This is a genomic window from Pseudomonas sp. ATCC 43928 (assembly GCF_005938665.2).
In the GTDB taxonomy this organism is placed as follows: Bacteria; Pseudomonadota; Gammaproteobacteria; order Pseudomonadales; family Pseudomonadaceae; genus Aquipseudomonas.
The window spans coordinates 4,656,925-4,673,705 of record NZ_CP041753.1; the positions used below are offsets into that span (position 1 = coordinate 4,656,925).

Genomic DNA, 16,781 nt, shown 5'->3' on the forward strand with positions numbered 1-16,781 from the left:
AAATAGCAGCGCCAATTACTCAGTCGGCGCCACCCGCACCACCAGTTTGCCAAAGTTGCGTCCTTCCAGCAGGCCAATAAATGCCTCGGGCGCGTTCTCCAGGCCGTCGACCACGTCTTCACGGAATTTCACCTTGCCGTCACGCACCCAAGGCGCCATGGCGCTGATGAACTCTGGCTGACGGTCGCCGTAGTCGTCGAACACAATAAACCCCTGAATCCGCACGCGCTTGGTCAGCAGCGTGCGCTGCAATTGTGGCAAGCGATCCGGCCCGCTCGGGGCTTCATGGGCATTGTAGGAAGCGATCAGACCACAAAGAGGAATCCGCGCCTTGGGGTTGAGCAGCGGCAACACCGCATCGAACACCTTGCCACCGACGTTTTCAAAGTAGATGTCGACGCCTTTGAAGCAGGCCAGCGCCAACTCGTCGGCGAAGTCCGGGCGCTTGTGGTCGATGCAGGCATCGAAGCCCAACTCCTCGACCACGTAGCGACATTTTTCCGCACCACCGGCCACGCCGACCACCCGCAGGCCTTTGAGCTTCGCCACCTGGCCGACCACCGAACCCACCGCGCCGGACGCGGCCGCCACTACCAGGGTTTCGCCCTCTTTGGGTTGGCCGATGTCCATCAGCCCCATGTAGGCGGTCATGCCGGGCATGCCCAGCACCCCCAGCGCCATCGATGGACTTGGCAGCCCGGACGGGACCGGAATGATGTTGCGCCCGTCGCTGATGCTGTGGCTCTGCCATCCCGTGGCGCCGACCACCAGATCGCCCTCCTGGAATTTCGGATTCAGCGAACGCTCGACACGACTGACAGCCCCACCGGTCATTACCTCGCCGATTTCTACCGGTGCCGCGTAGGACGGCGCGTCGCTCATACGACCGCGCATGTAGGGATCCAGCGACAGATACAGCGTCTTGAGCAGCACCTGACCGTCGGCCAGATCCGGCAACGCTACCCGTTCCAGGCGGAAATTCTCCGGTGTCGGCGCGCCCACCGGGCGAGACACCAGGACGATTCGTTGGTTGAGGGTCAATGCTTGTGGCATGTGAGCGTCTCCTTGATCGATGAATTTCGGCGGTATAAGTAGCAGACCGTTGTGGGGATGGCGCGTTCGATGTTTCTACTTTTCACTGTGGCGAAGGAGCTTGCTCCCGCTGGGGCGCGTAGCGGCCCCCCTCTCTACCTGAAAAGAGGGGGACTGCTGCGCAGTCCAACGGGAGCAAGCTCCCTCGCCACAGGGATGGGCAAAAACCAGCCAGAAACAAAAATGCCAGGCGCGATGCCTGGCATTTTTTAACCCATCCGACGCGCGCTGGCGAATCAGAATGGCAATTTCATACCCGGTGGCAGTTGCATGCCAGCGGTCATGCTGCCCATTTTTTCCTGGCTGTTGGCTTCGATCTTGCGCACAGCATCGTTGACGGCGGCGGCGAATACAGCCTCCAGCATCTCTTTGTCGTCTTCGCTCAGGCCTTCGACCAGGCTTGGGTCGATGGTCACGCGCTTGACGTCGTGACGACCGGTCATTACCACGGTGACCATATCGCCACCGGCCTTACCGGTGACTTCGGCGTTGGCCAGCTCTTCCTGCATCTTGGCCATTTTTTCCTGCATCTGCTGCGCCTGCTTCATCAGGCCGGCCATGCCACCTTTCATCATGGGAATCACCTCAAAAGTACTTGGATAAAAACAGCGCCCGGCGAGTGCGGCCAAGCGCCTTCAGTTATTAGCCCTGACTGACCAGGGCTTCGACAGGTTCAATAGTATCGTGACGGACCACCGCCCCGAACTGCTGCATCATTTGCTGGATGAACGGATCGCCATGGATCGACTCCTCGGCCTCGCGCTGACGGTCGGCACGACGCCGGGACGCTGCCTGGGCCGGGGTTTCCTGCTCAGGCTTGATCAGCTCGATGCTCAGGGTCAGCGTGCGCCCGTGATGCTGGTTCAGCGCATCGTTGAGGCGACGTTGTTGCGTCGCGTTGAACAGGGCGCTGTGAGCCGGGTCCAGATGCAACAGCCAATTGTCGCCATCGACGGCGATCAGCGTGCAGTTGGCGGCGATGCTGCCGGTCATGCCGGACACCGGCAATTTCGGGAACAACTCCAGCCATTGCAGGGCCAGGCCGGTGGCCGGCATCGCGGCCGGTTCAGGCTCGGGCTGCGCCGCAGGTTCGGCGGTGTGCTCACTGGCCAGATCGTCGAGGTAGCTGTAGGCCGAATCCATGTCCGGCTCGATGTAATCCTCGTCCAGCGGCGGCTCGTCATCCAGGTCGATGCCTGGCGTGGCGGCATCGACTTCGGCCACGGACGGTTCCGGAATCGGCGCAGCGGCCCACTCAGGCGCATCCGGCACCACGCTGTCCGGCGTCGGCATGGGCATCGGTGGTAATTCGGGTTGTTCGCCGGCCGTCTCCAGCATTGGCTCGACGGCGGGCTGCTGGACAACCTCGGGCTCTACCGGATCGTTCCAGGGCAGATCGACGACTTCTTCGACCGCTACAGGCTCGACCACGGGCTCGGGCTCAGGCACCGCCACCAGCGCAACAGGTTCAGGCGCAACGGCCGGGACAGGTGCTGGTGCAACCACGGGCGCCACTGGAACCGGTACCACGGCCGCAGCGACTACCGGCGCAACAATCGGCGCGGCAGCCACTGAGTTTGCGGAATCAACTGTGGCCTGGCTGATCCCCACTGGCTTTAGCGGTTGCCTCGGAGCGTCCTCGGTGTCTGCTGGCCTGAATGCGAGCATTCGCAGCAGGACCATTTCGAAGCCGCCGCGCGGATCCGGTGCCAGCGGCAAATCCCGGCGACCGATCAGGCCCATCTGGTAATAGAACTGCACATCTTCGGCCGGCAGTGCCTGGGCCAGTGCCAATACGCGATCACGGTCGCCATGGCCGTTGTCGACACCTTCAGGCAGGGCCTGGGCGATGGCAACACGGTGCAACACGTTGAGAATTTCCGAGAGCACGCCGTTCCAGTCCGGGCCTTGCTCGGCCAGATGGCGCACGGCTTCGAGCAATGCCTTGGCGTCGCCTTCGATCAGCGCATGCAGGACGTCGTAGACCTGGCCGTGATCGAGGGTGCCGAGCATCGCCCGCACGTCGGCGGCCAGAACCTTGCCTTCACCGAAGGCGATGGCCTGGTCGGTCAGGCTCATGGCATCGCGCATCGACCCGTCGGCGGCGCGGCCCAGCAGCCACAGCGCATCGTCTTCGAACGGCACGTTCTCGACGCTCAGCACATGGCTCAGATGCTCGACCACCCGCTCAGGGGTCATGTTCTTCAGGGAGAACTGCAGGCACCGCGAGAGAATCGTTGCAGGAAGTTTCTGCGGATCGGTGGTAGCCAGGATGAACTTGACGTAGGGCGGCGGCTCTTCGAGGGTTTTCAACAGCGCATTGAAGGAATGGCTGGAAAGCATGTGCACTTCGTCGATCAGGTAGACCTTGAAGCGCCCGCGGCTCGGCGCGTACTGCACGTTGTCGAGCAGTTCGCGGGTGTCTTCGACCTTGGTCCGGCTCGCGGCGTCGATCTCGATCAGGTCGACGAAGCGGCCTTCATCGATTTCGCGGCACACCGAGCACTCGCCACAAGGCGTCGAAGTGATACCTGTTTCACAATTCAGGCATTTGGCGATGATCCGCGCGATGGTGGTCTTGCCGACCCCGCGGGTACCGGTAAACAGGTAGGCGTGGTGCAGCCGCTGGCTGTCCAAGGCATTGATCAGAGCCTTGAGCACATGGGTCTGGCCGACCATTTCGCGGAACGAGCGCGGACGCCATTTACGTGCAAGAACCTGATAACTCATCGAAAACCGTCGCAGCGAAGGAAGCAGAAGCGGCTAATGCTAGCGGAGCAAGGCCAAAATTGCATCCGGTGCGCTCGTCTATTCTGGCTAAGCTGCACTTTGAGGAGCTTTTATCAGCTCAGGCTTGAGCCGTACCGGAGCATTTATGCACTTTGCCTTGGGGGCACTGCTATTCGTCAGCCTGAGCGTCGCGGCCGCCGAAGTGCCGTTGCGCTTTGTCGTGCCGGACAGCTGGGCCATGCCCTTGGTGCAAATCGAGCGCGACCGGCCGACCCAGGGCATTCTGCACGACATCATGCTTAGCCTGGCGACTCAGGTCGGCGCGCCGGCGCAATTTCACGTGTTGCCTCGGCCGCGAGTACAGAACGCCATGGAGCACGGCGAAGCCGATGTGCGCTGTTTCGTCTCACAAGACTGGTTGTCGACCCCGTCCGGCGACTATATCTGGAGCGTTCCGCTGCTGGTTCAGCGCGACATGCTGATTGGCCGGCAAGGCCCACCCGACTCTGTCAATCCAGCGGACCTGCCACGACAGTCGATCGGCACCGTGCTCGGCTATAGCTACCCGACCCTGCAACCGCTGTTCGACGCCGACCGGCTGCACCGCGAGGACGCACGCAATCAGGAACAGGTGCTGGAAAAACTGCTGGCTGGACGCTATCGCTACGCGGTGAGCAACCAATGGACCCTGGACTGGTTCAACCAGCGCCTGCTGCCCGACCAGCAACTGAAAAGCGTAGCGCTGGTGCAGGAACAGCCTATCAGTTGTTACGTGCGCAATGACCCCAAAGTGCCGGTACAACGCATTTTGCGTACGTTGCAGCAAATGAAAACGTCGGGGGAGATCAATGACATCATCCGGCTCTATACCGGCAACCAGACCCCGTAGCAGCTGCCGAAGGCTGCCATATAGAGCGAGTCAGGCTATTTGATCGAGTGCCTGCCATTGCGACGGGGCGACAAACCCCGCCACCCAGGCCGGCACCTCGGAGGGTGGCATCGGACGGGCGATGAAATAGCCTTGAGCGACTTCGCACCCCAGCCGCAACAACAACTCACCGTGCTCAAGGCTTTCCAGCCCCTCGGCAATCACCTGCCGACCGAATGCGCGGGCCAGGCCAATCACCGCCGTGGTCAGGGCCAGGTCATCCCGGTCATTCAGAATGTCACGTACAAATGACTTGTCGATCTTGATAGTCTGGGTGCGTAAACGCTTGAGATAACTCAGGGACGAATAACCGGTGCCGAAATCACCCAGGGAAAACTGCACCCCCAACGCCTGACAGGCCTGCAAACAGGCGCTGACATGCTGGATATTCTCGATCGCCACCGACTCGACGATTTCCAGGTCGAGCATCCGCGGGGCAACCTGAGCATGCCGAGCGAGTACCTGTCTGAGCCGGTCGACGAAATCCGCGCGCTGAAAATGTCGCGCCGCGATGTTGATACTGATCGGCCAGCCCTGCCCCGCTTGCTGCCAGCGGTGCAACTGCGCCAGCACCTGGTCCATCACCCATTCGCCGATATCGATGATCAGGTCGGTATCCTCTACCAGCGGCAAAAACTCCCGGGGCGGCACCATGCCGTTTTGCGGGTGCTGCCAACGCAACAAGGCCTCGAAACCGACGACCTCGCCACGACGCATGTTCACCTTGGGCTGAAAGTGCAGGCGAAATTCACCGGCGACCAGCGCCTGACGCACCCGCTCGACGGTCTGGTGCGTGGCCTTGACCTCTTGATCCAGGGACACATCGAACAGATGAAAGCGGTTTCGCCCGCGCTGCTTGGCCACATACATTGCCTGGTCGGCGTGGCGCAGCAGGGTTTCGGCATCTTCGTTGTCGTGGGGAAACAGGGTGACGCCGATACTGGCAAACACATTGATGTCCTTGCCGTGCAATGTGTAAGGCGCCGAGATCGCCCCCAGCACGCGACTCAACGCCGCGCGCAATTCCGGCAGATCACGCACGTAACGCAACACCAGCACGAACTCGTCACCGGCCAATCGCGCCACCACATCTTCGCCGCGCACAATGTCACGCAGACGCTTGGCCACTTCCACCAGCAACATATCGCCACTGGCGTGACCGTAGCCGTCGTTGACCGCTTTGAACCCGTCGAGGTCAAGCATGCACACTGCCAGCGGAATGTTTTCCTGCCGGGAAAACTCCAGCGCCTGATCCAGCAGATCCGACAGGAACGCGCGATTGGGCAGCCCGGTCAGCACGTCATGCCCGACCCGCCATTGCAGGGATTGCAGCAATTGGCGTTTTTCGCTGATGTCGAAACGAATCGACAGGTATCGGTCAACGAGCCCGGTGGTGTCGTCGAGCACCGGCACCATTGTGCTGTCGACCCAATACAACCTGCCATCCTTGGCGCGATTACAGATTTCGCCCTTCCAGACATTGCCCAGAGCAATGGTGCGCCACATGGCAGCGAAGAAATCGGCGGAATGCAGGCCGGAGTTCAGCAGGCGATGGTTTTGCCCCAGCAATTCCTCGCGGCTGTAGCCGGACACGACGCAGAATTGATCGTTGACGTAAGTAATCCGGCCGTTGAGATCAGTCTCGGAAAAAATTGCGGCGGCATCCACGGCCCTGCGGTATTTCTCATCCATGAGTGAGGCTCACTGTCGCTAGCGGAGGTACCGCTCGACCAGTGCAGGATGCCCGGAAGAGATGTTTTGAGACGTACAGCGCAGAGACACGTTATCACTCCATGAACAGCATTTGATGGCCCCTGGACCGCCGAAGATCAACTAGTCTCGGGCAAGGTAGCAACACCGACTCTGGTAACATTTCGCGAGGGTTTCAGACCGCCAACGACTTCTCTGCACACCCGGCAAGGGAAGACAATGCTGGCTGTTTCATATCGCCTAAACTTCAGACAGCAGATCACCAAAACCCCCTCCGAAGCGGCGATTCTACGAAATGCATCACATTTTGCAAAGCAAGGTGATGGATCATGCAGTTGCCTAATGCAAAAATCTATCGTTAAGTTCTTGATTCTAAATGGGAATTGAGCGATGCAAATTTCAAGTTTGGGTCCAGCCATCCGACGCTACCGCAAGGTCGCAGGGCTTACTCAGGCTGAACTCGGCGAAAAAACCGGTTTTGACCCCAAAACCATCAGCCGCTTCGAAACTGGCACCTATACCCCCAGCGTGGAAGCATTGTTCCTGCTTGCCGACGTGCTGGGTGTGAAGCTGAAAGCCTTTTTCGCAGATCTAGGCGACGAGGATGAACAGCGAGCGTACCTGTTCAACGTCATACACAAAGCCACCCCGAAGGATCTGGGAAAGCTGATCGCAGCGGTTGACCAGGCCTTGTCCAAGCCTTGATGCTAACAAATAAAAAAAGGAGGCCGACCTGTCGAACGCGACAGATCGGCCTCCTTTTATATATCCCGCTGTTTCATTCGGAAACGACGAAAAGCCGCCCTGGATGAACTCCATGGCAGGTAAAGAAAAACAGTATTTTTAGATAGAAAACACGAGAGAGGGTTCGTGTTGCGTTATGGAGGCAACCCCACCAGCCACACCCCGGCACACAATGTTCCCGCTGTGGCTGCTTCCTTCCGGATCTGACCAGGTTCACGGGTAATCGTTGCGGGGGGACCGATGGGGTCACCATAACGACGCTCACCTGACGGCGAGCCGCGCCATTGTACCTATCTGAGACGAAGTTACAACCGTTCGGGCGGATTAAAAAACATGAGCCGCTTCAAGGACATGCGCCGACCTTCAAAAGATCGCGACCAGGCCGCGGTCTTTTGATCCTATTGCACCAACACTTCATCCGCCCGGCCGCCCTCTTGCTGGATCACCAGGTGAATGAAGTGCAGCCTGGCGATCACCGCCGGCGGCAAGACGAACGGATAGAAGTCCGGCTGGCCCATACTGCGTGACAACTCGTTGAGCATGCCGGCCAGTTCGATCCACGCGTTGACGAACGACAGGAACGCCGGCCCGCCGGGATGCTGCGGATCAAACAGCGTGCTAGGTGGAAACGGCTGATAGTCGAACTCCATTTCCTGGGCACTCATGCCAAAACACAGGGCGGTGTCCACCGCATCCATCATGTGCAGGTAGTGAGCCCAGGTTTCCGCCCAGTCTTCCCAAGGGTGCATGGTGGCGTAGGCGCTGACGTAATGTTGCTGCCAGTCGAGCGGCGCACCTTGTTGATAATGCTGTTCAAGGGCCTCGGCGTAGCTGGCACGCTCGTCGCCGAACAGGCCGCGGAACGGTTCCAGCCAGGCACTGTTGGCGATCAGTCGGTCCCAGTAGTAATGCCCTGTCTCGTGCCGAAAGTGACCGAGCAGCGTGCGATAGGGTTCGTGCATCTGCACGCGAACCTGCTCGCGGTGAGCGTCGTCGGCTTCTTTGATATCGAGGGTGATCAGGCCGTTGGCGTGCCCGGTGGTCGGCGGCTTGCCTTCGAGGTCGATACCGATGAAATCGAAGGCCAGACCAGCCCCTTCGTCCACCGTTTTGGGAATGACCTGCAAGCCCAGGCTGAGCAACTGCGCCACCAGACGACGCTTGGCGGTTTCCACTTTGCGCCAGCGTTCGTGATTCTCGGGAATCGACAGGTCGGGGATGGTGCGATTCAGGCTACAGGCGATGCACAACCCATCGTGATGATTGGCCGGCAATAACCAGTTGCACGCAGCCGGGGAATCGAGATTGGCGCAACGGCGGAAAATACCGGCGTCAGGGTCGGCATCGAGCAACCAGGTATCCGCTTGCGGGCCGGGTTGCAGCGATGACAAGCGACTTTGCTGCGGCTGATAGCCCAGTGCCGCCGAACAGGCCAGGCACTGGCTGTTGCGAAAGAACAGCGACTGCCCGCAGCGACAATGCCAGACCTTGCTGTTGCGCGAACGCTCACCCATGAAGGGCGCGGCGATGCGTGAACTGAGCTGTTCGAAGAAGCGGTACATGGCGATCTCTCTTTGGGGACTGCCAAGACTAGATCATTGCTCAGACATGATCGTTCCCACGCTCTGCGTGGGAATGCCGCCCCGGACGCTCCGCGTCCGCTGTGACGCAGAGCGTCACGGGATGCGTTACCACGCAGAGCGTGGGAACGATCAGTTAAACCGAAATATTGTGCTTGCCAAGAAACTCGACAAACGCCTCTTCATCCAACACTTTCAACCCCAGCTCATTGGCCTTGGCCAGCTTCGAACCTGCGCCCGGCCCGGCGACCACGCAATGGGTCTTGGCCGACACCGAACCGGCCACCTTGGCCCCGAGGCTTTCAAGTTTGTCCTTGGCAACGTCGCGACTCATCAGTTCCAGCGAACCGGTCAGCACCCAGGTCTGCCCAGCCAGCGGCAATCCTTCGACGACTTTTTTCTCGCTCTGCCAATGCATGCCGAAATCGCGCAGCTGCTTTTCAGCGGACTCGGCGAGCTGACGGTTTTCTGCGACCGCAAAAAACTCACGCACCGAGGTCGCCTGCTTCTCCGGCAACGCCTGGCGCATGTCCAGCCAGTCAGCATTCATCACCGTTTCAAGCGAGCCGAATTTGTCGGCAAGCTTCTGCGCCCCACCCGGCCCGACCGAAGGAATGTTCAGCTTGTCGAGAAAACCGCCAAGCGTGGTGCTTGCAGCGAATTCAGCCCCCAACGCCCCCTGATCCTGAATCTGTAGGCCGTGCTTCAACAGATTGGCAATCACCTGCTGGTTATGCGCGTCTTCAAAGAAGCTGTGAATCTCGTGAGCCACTTCCAGCCCGACATCCGGCAGGTACGTGAGCACTTGCGGCAACGCCTGCTGAACACGCTCCAGCGAGCCGAGAGACCGTGCAAGCACCTTGGCCGTCTCTTCGCCGACATCAGGGATACCCAAGGCATAGATGAACCGCGCCAGGCTCGGGCGCTTGCTGTCTTCGATGGCGCCGAGCAGGTTCTTGCTCGACAGCTCGGCAAAGCCTTCGAGGTCGACGATTTGTTCGAAGGTCAATGCGTACAAATCGGCTGGCGAATTCACCAGACCTTCGTCCACCAGTTGCTCGACACTCTTCTCGCCCAGCCCTTCGATGTCCATGGCGCGGCGTGAAACGAAGTGAATGATCGCCTGCTTGAGTTGCGCACCGCAGGCCAGACGGCCGACGCAGCGATACACCGCACCTTCGCTGACAGTCTCGCGACCCTTGCTGCGCTTGACCAGTTGCGTACGCTCGACATGCGAACCGCAGACCGGGCAATGCTCGGGAATCTGTACCGGCCGTGCATCCTCAGGACGACGCTCGATGACCACTTGCACCACTTGCGGAATCACGTCACCGGCGCGACGGATGATCACGGTGTCGCCGATCATCAGCCCCAATCGCGCGACCTCATCCATGTTGTGCAACGTCGCATTGGCCACGGTAACACCGGCGACCTTGACCGGTTTCAAGCGTGCCACCGGCGTCACGGCACCGGTGCGACCGACCTGAAACTCCACATCGAGCAAATCGGTGAGCTCTTCCATCGCCGGGAATTTATGCGCGATGGCCCAACGCGGTTCGCGGGCACGGAAACCCAACTCGCGCTGGGAGGCAATGCTGTTGACTTTGAACACCACACCGTCGATTTCATAGGGCAGCGCATTGCGGCGTTCGCCGATGTCGCGGTAGTAATCCAGGCACTCATCGATGCCACGAGCCGATTTCAATTCATGACTGATCGGCATACCCCAGGCTTTGAGTTGCTGCAGATTGCCAATGTGCGTGTCGGCGATATCGGCGGAAACCTGGCCGATGCCGTAGCAGCAGAATTCCAGCGGACGGTTGGCGGTGATCTTTGAATCCAGCTGCCGCAAGCTACCCGCCGCCGCGTTCCGCGGGTTGGCGAAGGTCTTGCCGCCCATTTCCAGTTGCGTGGCGTTGAGCCGCTCGAAACCGGCCTTGGACATGAACACTTCGCCGCGCACTTCCAGGGTCGCCGGCCAGCCGCTGCCATGCAGCTTGAGCGGGATATTGCGCACGGTGCGCACGTTGACGCTGATGTCTTCGCCCGTGGTGCCATCGCCGCGAGTGGCGCCGCGCACCAGCATGCCGTCCTGATACAGCAGGCTGACCGCCAGGCCATCGAGCTTGGGTTCGCAGCTGTACTCCACCGCTGCGCCGCCACCGAACAGGTCGCCGACCGGCAAGTCCAGACCTTCCGTCACCCGGCGATCGAATTCGCGCATGTCGGTTTCTTCGAAGGCGTTGCCAAGGCTGAGCATCGGCACTTCATGACGCACCTGAGTGAACGCCGACAGCGCCGCACTGCCGACGCGCTGGGTCGGCGAGTCGCTGGTGATCAGTTCGGGATGGGCCGCTTCGAGCGCCTTGAGTTCATGGAACAAGCGATCGTATTCGGCGTCCGGAATGCTCGGCTCATCCAGCACATGGTAGCGATAGTTGTGCTGATCGAGCTCGGCGCGCAGCTCTAGAATGCGGGTTTCGGCGGCAGTCATGGGTGTTCTCTCATAAAGCAAAAGAGCAGCCGAGGCTGCTCAATCTCATTTCATCAAGATCAAGGGATCGCAGCCTCGTTTCACTCGACAGCTCCTACAGAAAATCGCGAACCCTGTAGGAGCTGTCGAGTGAAACGAGGCTGCGATCCTTTGACCTCAGCGCTTCTGGGTCAATGCGCGGCGTTCGAACTCAACGATGCGCTGACGGTAGTGCTCAATCGTCTGGGCGGTCAGCACGCTGCGCTGGTCGTCCTTCAGTTCGCCGTTCAGCTCCTGGGACAGCTTGCGTGCCGCCGCCACCATCACGTCGAAGGCTTGCTTCGGATGACGCGGGCCTGGCAGACCGAGGAAGAAGCTCACCGCCGGGGTGCTGAAGTGGTCGATATCATCCAGATCGAAAACGCCCGGCTTGACCGCGTTGGCCATCGAGAACAGCACTTCGCCGTTACCGGCCATGCTTTCGTGGCGGTGGAAAATGTCCATCTCGCCGAAACGCAGACCGCTTTCCAGAATGTTCTGCAACAGCGCCGGGCCCTTGAAGCCGGCCGGGTCGCGGCAGATCACACTGATCACCAGCACTTCTTCGGCTTGTGGCTGATCTTTTTCAGGTGAGCTGGCGGACTTGCGGTCATCCGGGAAATCGTTGTCACGGCTGCTGAAGCTCGGGCCACCGTCCAGGTCCAGGCTGAGGTTCATATCGCCTTGCGACGGCTCGCCATGGCCACGCTTGCCGCGCTTGGAACCCGATTCGCGCGGTTCACGGGCAGGCATGCTCACCGACGGCAGGTCGTGCTCGTCCAGTTGCGGTTCTTTCTGGGTATCCAGCACGCGGGGCGGGCCCAACAGCTCGGCGCTGGTGTCCTCGTCCGGCAGGTTGGACAGACTTCGGTCAAGACGGAATTTCAGTTTTCCCTTGCCGCCGCGCATGCGACGCCAGCCATCGAAAAGAATACCGGCAATGACAATAATGCCGATGACGATCAGCCACTCGCGCAGACCGATTTCCATGTAATCCCGTGCCTCTATAAAAAATGCTGAAAAATAAGGGGTTTACATTGTGTAAACCGCTTTAAAACGTGGCGCCAACTCTATGTTCTGACAGGCGTTTTGCCCACGTATACGAAAAATTGACATTAAACTAGCACGACCAAAGATAACTTTACACCGTCTGTCACAATGGCTTGCGCGAATATGTCGATTGGCCAGCAAGTCAAGCCAGGTAAAAAAGCCCTACAGCTTAAAATTACCTGTCCTACATGCAATGACTCATGCGTCCACCATGGCCATCGCCTCCTCCACATCCACTGCCACCAGACGCGAGCAACCCGGTTCATGCATCGTCACCCCCATCAATTGATCGGCCATTTCCATGGCGATCTTGTTGTGGGTGATATAGATGAACTGCACCGTCTGCGACATCTCTTTGACCAGCCGTGCGTAGCGTCCAACGTTAGCGTCATCCAATGGCGCGTCAACTTCATCGAGCATGCAGAACGGCGCCGGATTCAACTTGAAGATGGCAAATACCAGGGCCAATGCGGTCAGGGCTTTTTCGCCACCGGAGAGCAAATGGATGGTGCTGTTCTTCTTTCCTGGCGGCCGCGCCATGATCGTTACCCCTGTATCGAGTAGATCTTCGCCCGTCAGTTCCAAATAGGCGCTACCTCCACCGAAAACTTTTGGGAAAAGGGCCTGTAAACCGCCATTGATCTGATCAAAGGTATCTTTGAAGCGGTTTCGGGTTTCCTTGTCGATCTTGCGAATCACGTTCTCGAGAGTGTCCAGTGCTTCCACCAGATCGTCGTTCTGGGCATCCAGATAACGTTTACGCTCGGATTGTTGCTGGTATTCGTCGATGGCCGCGAGGTTGATCGCGCCGAGGCGCTGAATCCGCGCGGCAATACGCTCGAGTTCTTCTTCGGCGTCTTTCTCGCTGGCCCCGGCCACCAGGGTGGCGAGCACGCCATTGAGATCGTAGCCATCTTCGAGCAATTGATCCTGCAAGGTCTTGCGCCGCACCGTCAACGCTTGCCATTCCATGCGTTGCTGTTCGAGCTGGCTGCGAATCAACTGGGATTGCTGCTCGGCCTGAGTCCGGCGCTTTTCAGCATCGCGCAGTTCACGGTCGGCGTCTTCCATGGCGATTTGCGCGGTCTTGAGCTCTTCGTCGACGGTCATGCGTTTGTCGAGCAACTCTTCGAGCTTCAGCCGCAGCTCTTCCAGCGGTGCCTCGCCCTCTTCCAGATTGAGGCTCAGCTGTTCGCGCTTCTCGGTCAGGCGCTCTGCCTGCATTTCCAGCCGCTCAAGGGCCTGACGGGTGGAATCGTGTTGCGCCTTCAACGACCCCAGGCGCACCGCCAATTGATGCGCATGGTCCTTGTGCTGCCGGGCTTCCTGGCGCACCCGGTCGAGGCGTTCGCGCAGGCTGTCGCGCTGGGCCAGCAGCAACTCGCGCTGCTCGGTATCCAGCGCCATGCTGTCGAGGGCTTCCTGCAATTGCAGGCGCGCTTCGCCGATGTTTTCGTGTTCCAGGGCGCGCTGTTCGCTGAGCTCGGTGAGTTCTTCATCGAGACGGCTGCGGCGCAGGGTCAACTGTTCGACCTTGGCTTTACCAGCCGACAACTGGGCTTTCAATTCGCCCTGCTGACGCGCTTCGTCTTGCAGCAGACGGCGCAAATGTTCGCGGCCGTTTTCCTGCTGACGCTGTTGCGCCCTTAGATTCTGAAGTTGGGTTTCCAGAGTTTCAACCGTGGCTTCGCGTTCTTCACGCTCCAGGCCCAGCCGTTGGATTTCCTGGCCACGGGCGAGCACGCCGCTTTCTGCCTCGCTAGCCCGACGTACGCGTAAAAAGTGCCTGCCAACCCAGTAGCCGTCGCGGCTGATCAGGCTTTGGCCGGCAGCCAATTGCCCGCGCAAGGCCAAGGCCTGTTCAAGGCTGTCGACCGGTTTGACCTGCCCCAGCCAAGGCGACAGGTCGATCTGCGCCTCGACCTTGTCGAGCAAACTGCCGGGCATGCGCACGCCATCGCTGGCCGGGCTGAGCAGGCGCAAATCGCCTTGGGCAAACCCGGCCAGATCGAAATCACCGAAGTCGTCCACCAGCACTGCTTGCAGGTCGGCACCGAGTACGGTTTCCACCGCCAGCTCCCACCCGGCCTCAACCTTCAGACCTTCGGCCAGACGCGGACGATCCGCCAGGTGCTGTTCGCGCAGCCATTCGGCGGTGCCGGTGCCCGGATCGAGCGCGGCTTGCTGCAAGGCTTCCAGCGAGGCCAGCCGACCGTTGAGCCGCTGCAAATCACCCTGGGCCTGCTGCTGCGCCGAAAGGGCTTGCTGCAACTCCTGACGCAGTTGCTCGAGACGTTCGACTTGCGCCTCTTCACTGGCCTGCAAGTCTTCCAGCGTCGCCTCGGACGCGGCCAACTGCTCGCTGAGTTCCATGATCGCCGCGTCTTCCGGGTCTGCCGAAAGCAACGCGCGCTCTTCTGCCAGACGCTTCTGACGATCGGCCAATCGCTCCATGCTGGTTTCCAGCTGCTGGATCCGCGACTGCTGAACTTCAGCCTGGCGACGGGGCTCGGCGGCGGTGAGGTTGAAGGTGTCCCACTGCTCCTGCCAGCCATGCATGGTGGTTTCGGATTCTTCCAGTGCGGCGGCGGCCTCTTCGGCGGCGGCGCTGGTGACTTCCTGTTCCGGCGTGAGCATGTCCAGCTCTTCGCCCAGGGTCAGCAGCAAGGTGCGATCGTGGCCCAGGTGAGACTCGGTTTCCAGCCGCGCGCGCTCGGCTTCTTTCAGATCGTCCTGCAATTGACGCAAGCGCTGCTGACCGTGCTGGATGCTCTGCTCGACCCGAGCGATGTCGCCGCCGACCGAATAGAAGCGCCCCTGCACCAGATTGAAGCGCTCGGACAGGTCGTGATGCCCGTCACGCAGGCGTTCAATGGCCGCGTCGGCATTGCGCTGCTCGGCCACCAGAGCTTCGAAGGTGATTTCCTGGGTGCCGATGATCGCTTCGCGCTGGCCGACCTGCTCGTTCAGCGCCTGCCAGCGCAGGGCCGACAACTGGGCCTTGAGCTGACGCTCTTCGCCCTTGTATTCCTGATACTTCTTGGCGGCCTCGGCCTGGCGGTGCAAGCGTTCAAGCTGACGCTCGAGCTCTTCGCGCAGGTCGGTCAGGCGGGCCAGGTTTTCGTGGGTGCGGCGGATGCGGTTTTCGGTTTCGCGTCGACGCTCCTTGTACTTGGAGATGCCCGCCGCTTCTTCGATAAAGTTGCGCAGGTCTTCCGGCTTGGCTTCGATCAGCTTGGAGATCATCCCCTGCTCGATGATCGAATAGCTGCGCGGGCCGAGACCGGTGCCGAGGAAAATGTCAGTGATGTCACGACGACGGCATTTGGCGCCGTTGAGGAAATAACTGTTCTGGCTGTCGCGGGTCACTTTGCGGCGGATGGAAATTTCCGCGTAGGCGGCGTATTCGCCGATCAAGGTGCCATCGGAGTTATCGAACACCAGCTCGATGCTCGCCTGGCTCACCGGTTTACGGCTGGTGGAGCCGTTGAAGATGACGTCGGTCATCGACTCGCCGCGCAAGTTCTTGGCCGAGCTCTCGCCCATCACCCAACGCACGGCGTCGATGATGTTCGACTTGCCACAGCCATTGGGACCGACCACCGCCGCCATGTTACTGGGGAAGTTCACCGTGGTCGGGTCGACGAAGGATTTGAACCCCGCCAGTTTGATGCACTTGAGCCGCACGCTTAAGCGACCGTCAAGGCAGAAACCACCAGATCGCAACTGCGCTGGGCATACGCCGTCAGCACCACGCGGATCTGCGCAAAGTCACGGGCCAGCACGGCGGCCAGCAGGCGTTCGAACAGTTCCAGGAACTCGCTCATCGAGGCCTTGCGCTGCTCCAACGCCAGGAAATACGCACGGCTCATGGCCGGCTGCAGATTCTCGACGGTTTCCTGCAAGTACGGGTTGTTGGCGAACGGATACGCGGCACGCATCACGCTGAAGCTGTCGTCGACGAACGTGCGGATGTCCTGGCGTTCGTAGCTGGCGGTCAGGCGCTGCTGGATCTGCAGGAATGGCGCCATGTCGGCCTGGACTTGCCAACCGCTGGCCACGGCATTGCCGAGCAATATGTACAACTCGCTCATCAGCGTGCACAGGCTCTGCACCTTGTGCGCCGTCAGTTCAGTCACGTGGGCGCCACGTCGCGGTAAAATCGCGATCAAGTGGCGGCGCTCGAGGATCAGCAAGGCCTCACGGACTGAACCGCGGCTGACATTGAGGGCCAGCGTGACCTTCTGTTCCTGGATGCGCTCCCCCGGCTTCATTTCGCCGCGAATGATACGTTCGGCGAGGTGGTGAGCGATTTGCTCGGCGAGGCTGTCCGGCGCCTTGAACGTCATGGTTGTCCTTCAAACTCTTCGATCTGCACAAGCGGCGCAGTGTAGCGCAATTGAGGGGTCATGGCGGAGTGCCCACCCAGCGGTTT

General features: G+C 60.2%; 11 protein-coding genes, 1 other RNA gene and 1 pseudogene. 2 read left to right on the top strand and 11 right to left on the bottom strand.

Annotation, left to right across the window (positions count from 1 at the left end):
- Positions 1 to 15: 15 nt before the first annotated feature.
- The 4 genes and pseudogenes from FFH90_RS21165 to dnaX form a co-directional block, all read right to left on the bottom strand.
- Complete coding sequence (locus FFH90_RS21165) at positions 16 to 1,014, bottom strand: NADP-dependent oxidoreductase (RefSeq protein ID WP_363319508.1); 999 nt, start codon at positions 1,012 to 1,014, stop codon at positions 16 to 18.
- Positions 989 to 1,078 (bottom strand): annotated as a pseudogene (locus tag FFH90_RS30780) (hypothetical protein); the annotation flags it as partial. The gene FFH90_RS21165 and the pseudogene FFH90_RS30780, both read right to left, overlap by 26 nt.
- A 250-nt stretch (positions 1,079 to 1,328) precedes the next feature.
- Positions 1,329 to 1,667 (bottom strand): YbaB/EbfC family nucleoid-associated protein, encoded by a 339-nt coding sequence (locus tag FFH90_RS21175; RefSeq protein WP_018925290.1) that lies wholly within the window; start codon positions 1,665 to 1,667, stop codon positions 1,329 to 1,331.
- A 67-nt stretch (positions 1,668 to 1,734) separates the two neighbouring features.
- A complete protein-coding gene (gene dnaX / locus FFH90_RS21180; RefSeq protein WP_018925289.1) occupies positions 1,735 to 3,822 on the bottom strand; it encodes a DNA polymerase III subunit gamma/tau in 2,088 nt (695 codons plus the stop codon).
- A 145-nt stretch (positions 3,823 to 3,967) separates the two neighbouring features.
- On the opposite strand from dnaX, the gene FFH90_RS21185 reads away from it, so the two are divergent.
- Positions 3,968 to 4,711 carry an ABC transporter substrate-binding protein gene (locus FFH90_RS21185; RefSeq protein WP_064619133.1) on the top strand — a complete coding sequence of 248 codons (744 nt, stop codon included), beginning with the start codon at positions 3,968 to 3,970 and terminating at the stop codon, positions 4,709 to 4,711.
- A 30-nt stretch (positions 4,712 to 4,741) separates the two neighbouring features.
- Here the strand turns inward: FFH90_RS21185 and FFH90_RS21190 are convergent, their stop codons facing one another.
- Positions 4,742 to 6,442: a bifunctional diguanylate cyclase/phosphodiesterase gene (locus FFH90_RS21190; RefSeq protein WP_138866046.1), complete on the bottom strand. Its 1,701-nt coding sequence runs from the start codon at positions 6,440 to 6,442 to the stop codon at positions 4,742 to 4,744.
- Positions 6,443 to 6,850: 408 nt separating this feature from the next.
- On the opposite strand from FFH90_RS21190, the gene FFH90_RS21195 reads away from it, so the two are divergent.
- Positions 6,851 to 7,165 (top strand): helix-turn-helix domain-containing protein, encoded by a 315-nt coding sequence (locus FFH90_RS21195; protein ID WP_018925286.1) that lies wholly within the window; start codon positions 6,851 to 6,853, stop codon positions 7,163 to 7,165.
- Between the two features lie 185 nt (positions 7,166 to 7,350).
- Here FFH90_RS21195 and ffs read toward each other — a convergent pair.
- The 6 genes from ffs to FFH90_RS21225 form a co-directional block, all read right to left on the bottom strand.
- An RNA gene (ffs, locus tag FFH90_RS21200) (signal recognition particle sRNA small type) lies at positions 7,351 to 7,447 on the bottom strand.
- Between the two features lie 155 nt (positions 7,448 to 7,602).
- A complete protein-coding gene (locus tag FFH90_RS21205; protein ID WP_018925285.1) occupies positions 7,603 to 8,766 on the bottom strand; it encodes a putative zinc-binding metallopeptidase in 1,164 nt (387 codons plus the stop codon).
- 154 nt (positions 8,767 to 8,920) lie between these two features.
- Positions 8,921 to 11,278 (bottom strand): NAD-dependent DNA ligase LigA, encoded by a 2,358-nt coding sequence (gene ligA / locus FFH90_RS21210; RefSeq protein ID WP_138866047.1) that lies wholly within the window; start codon positions 11,276 to 11,278, stop codon positions 8,921 to 8,923.
- Positions 11,279 to 11,434: 156 nt separating this feature from the next.
- Entirely contained in the window at positions 11,435 to 12,286 is an 852-nt protein-coding gene (gene zipA, locus FFH90_RS21215) for a cell division protein ZipA (RefSeq protein ID WP_018925283.1), read from the bottom strand.
- Between the two features lie 258 nt (positions 12,287 to 12,544).
- Complete coding sequence (gene smc, locus FFH90_RS21220) at positions 12,545 to 16,033, bottom strand: chromosome segregation protein SMC (RefSeq protein WP_018925282.1); 3,489 nt, start codon at positions 16,031 to 16,033, stop codon at positions 12,545 to 12,547.
- A 2-nt stretch (positions 16,034 to 16,035) separates the two neighbouring features.
- Entirely contained in the window at positions 16,036 to 16,695 is a 660-nt protein-coding gene (locus FFH90_RS21225) for a GntR family transcriptional regulator (RefSeq protein ID WP_064619154.1), read from the bottom strand.
- Positions 16,696 to 16,781 lie beyond the last annotated feature (86 nt).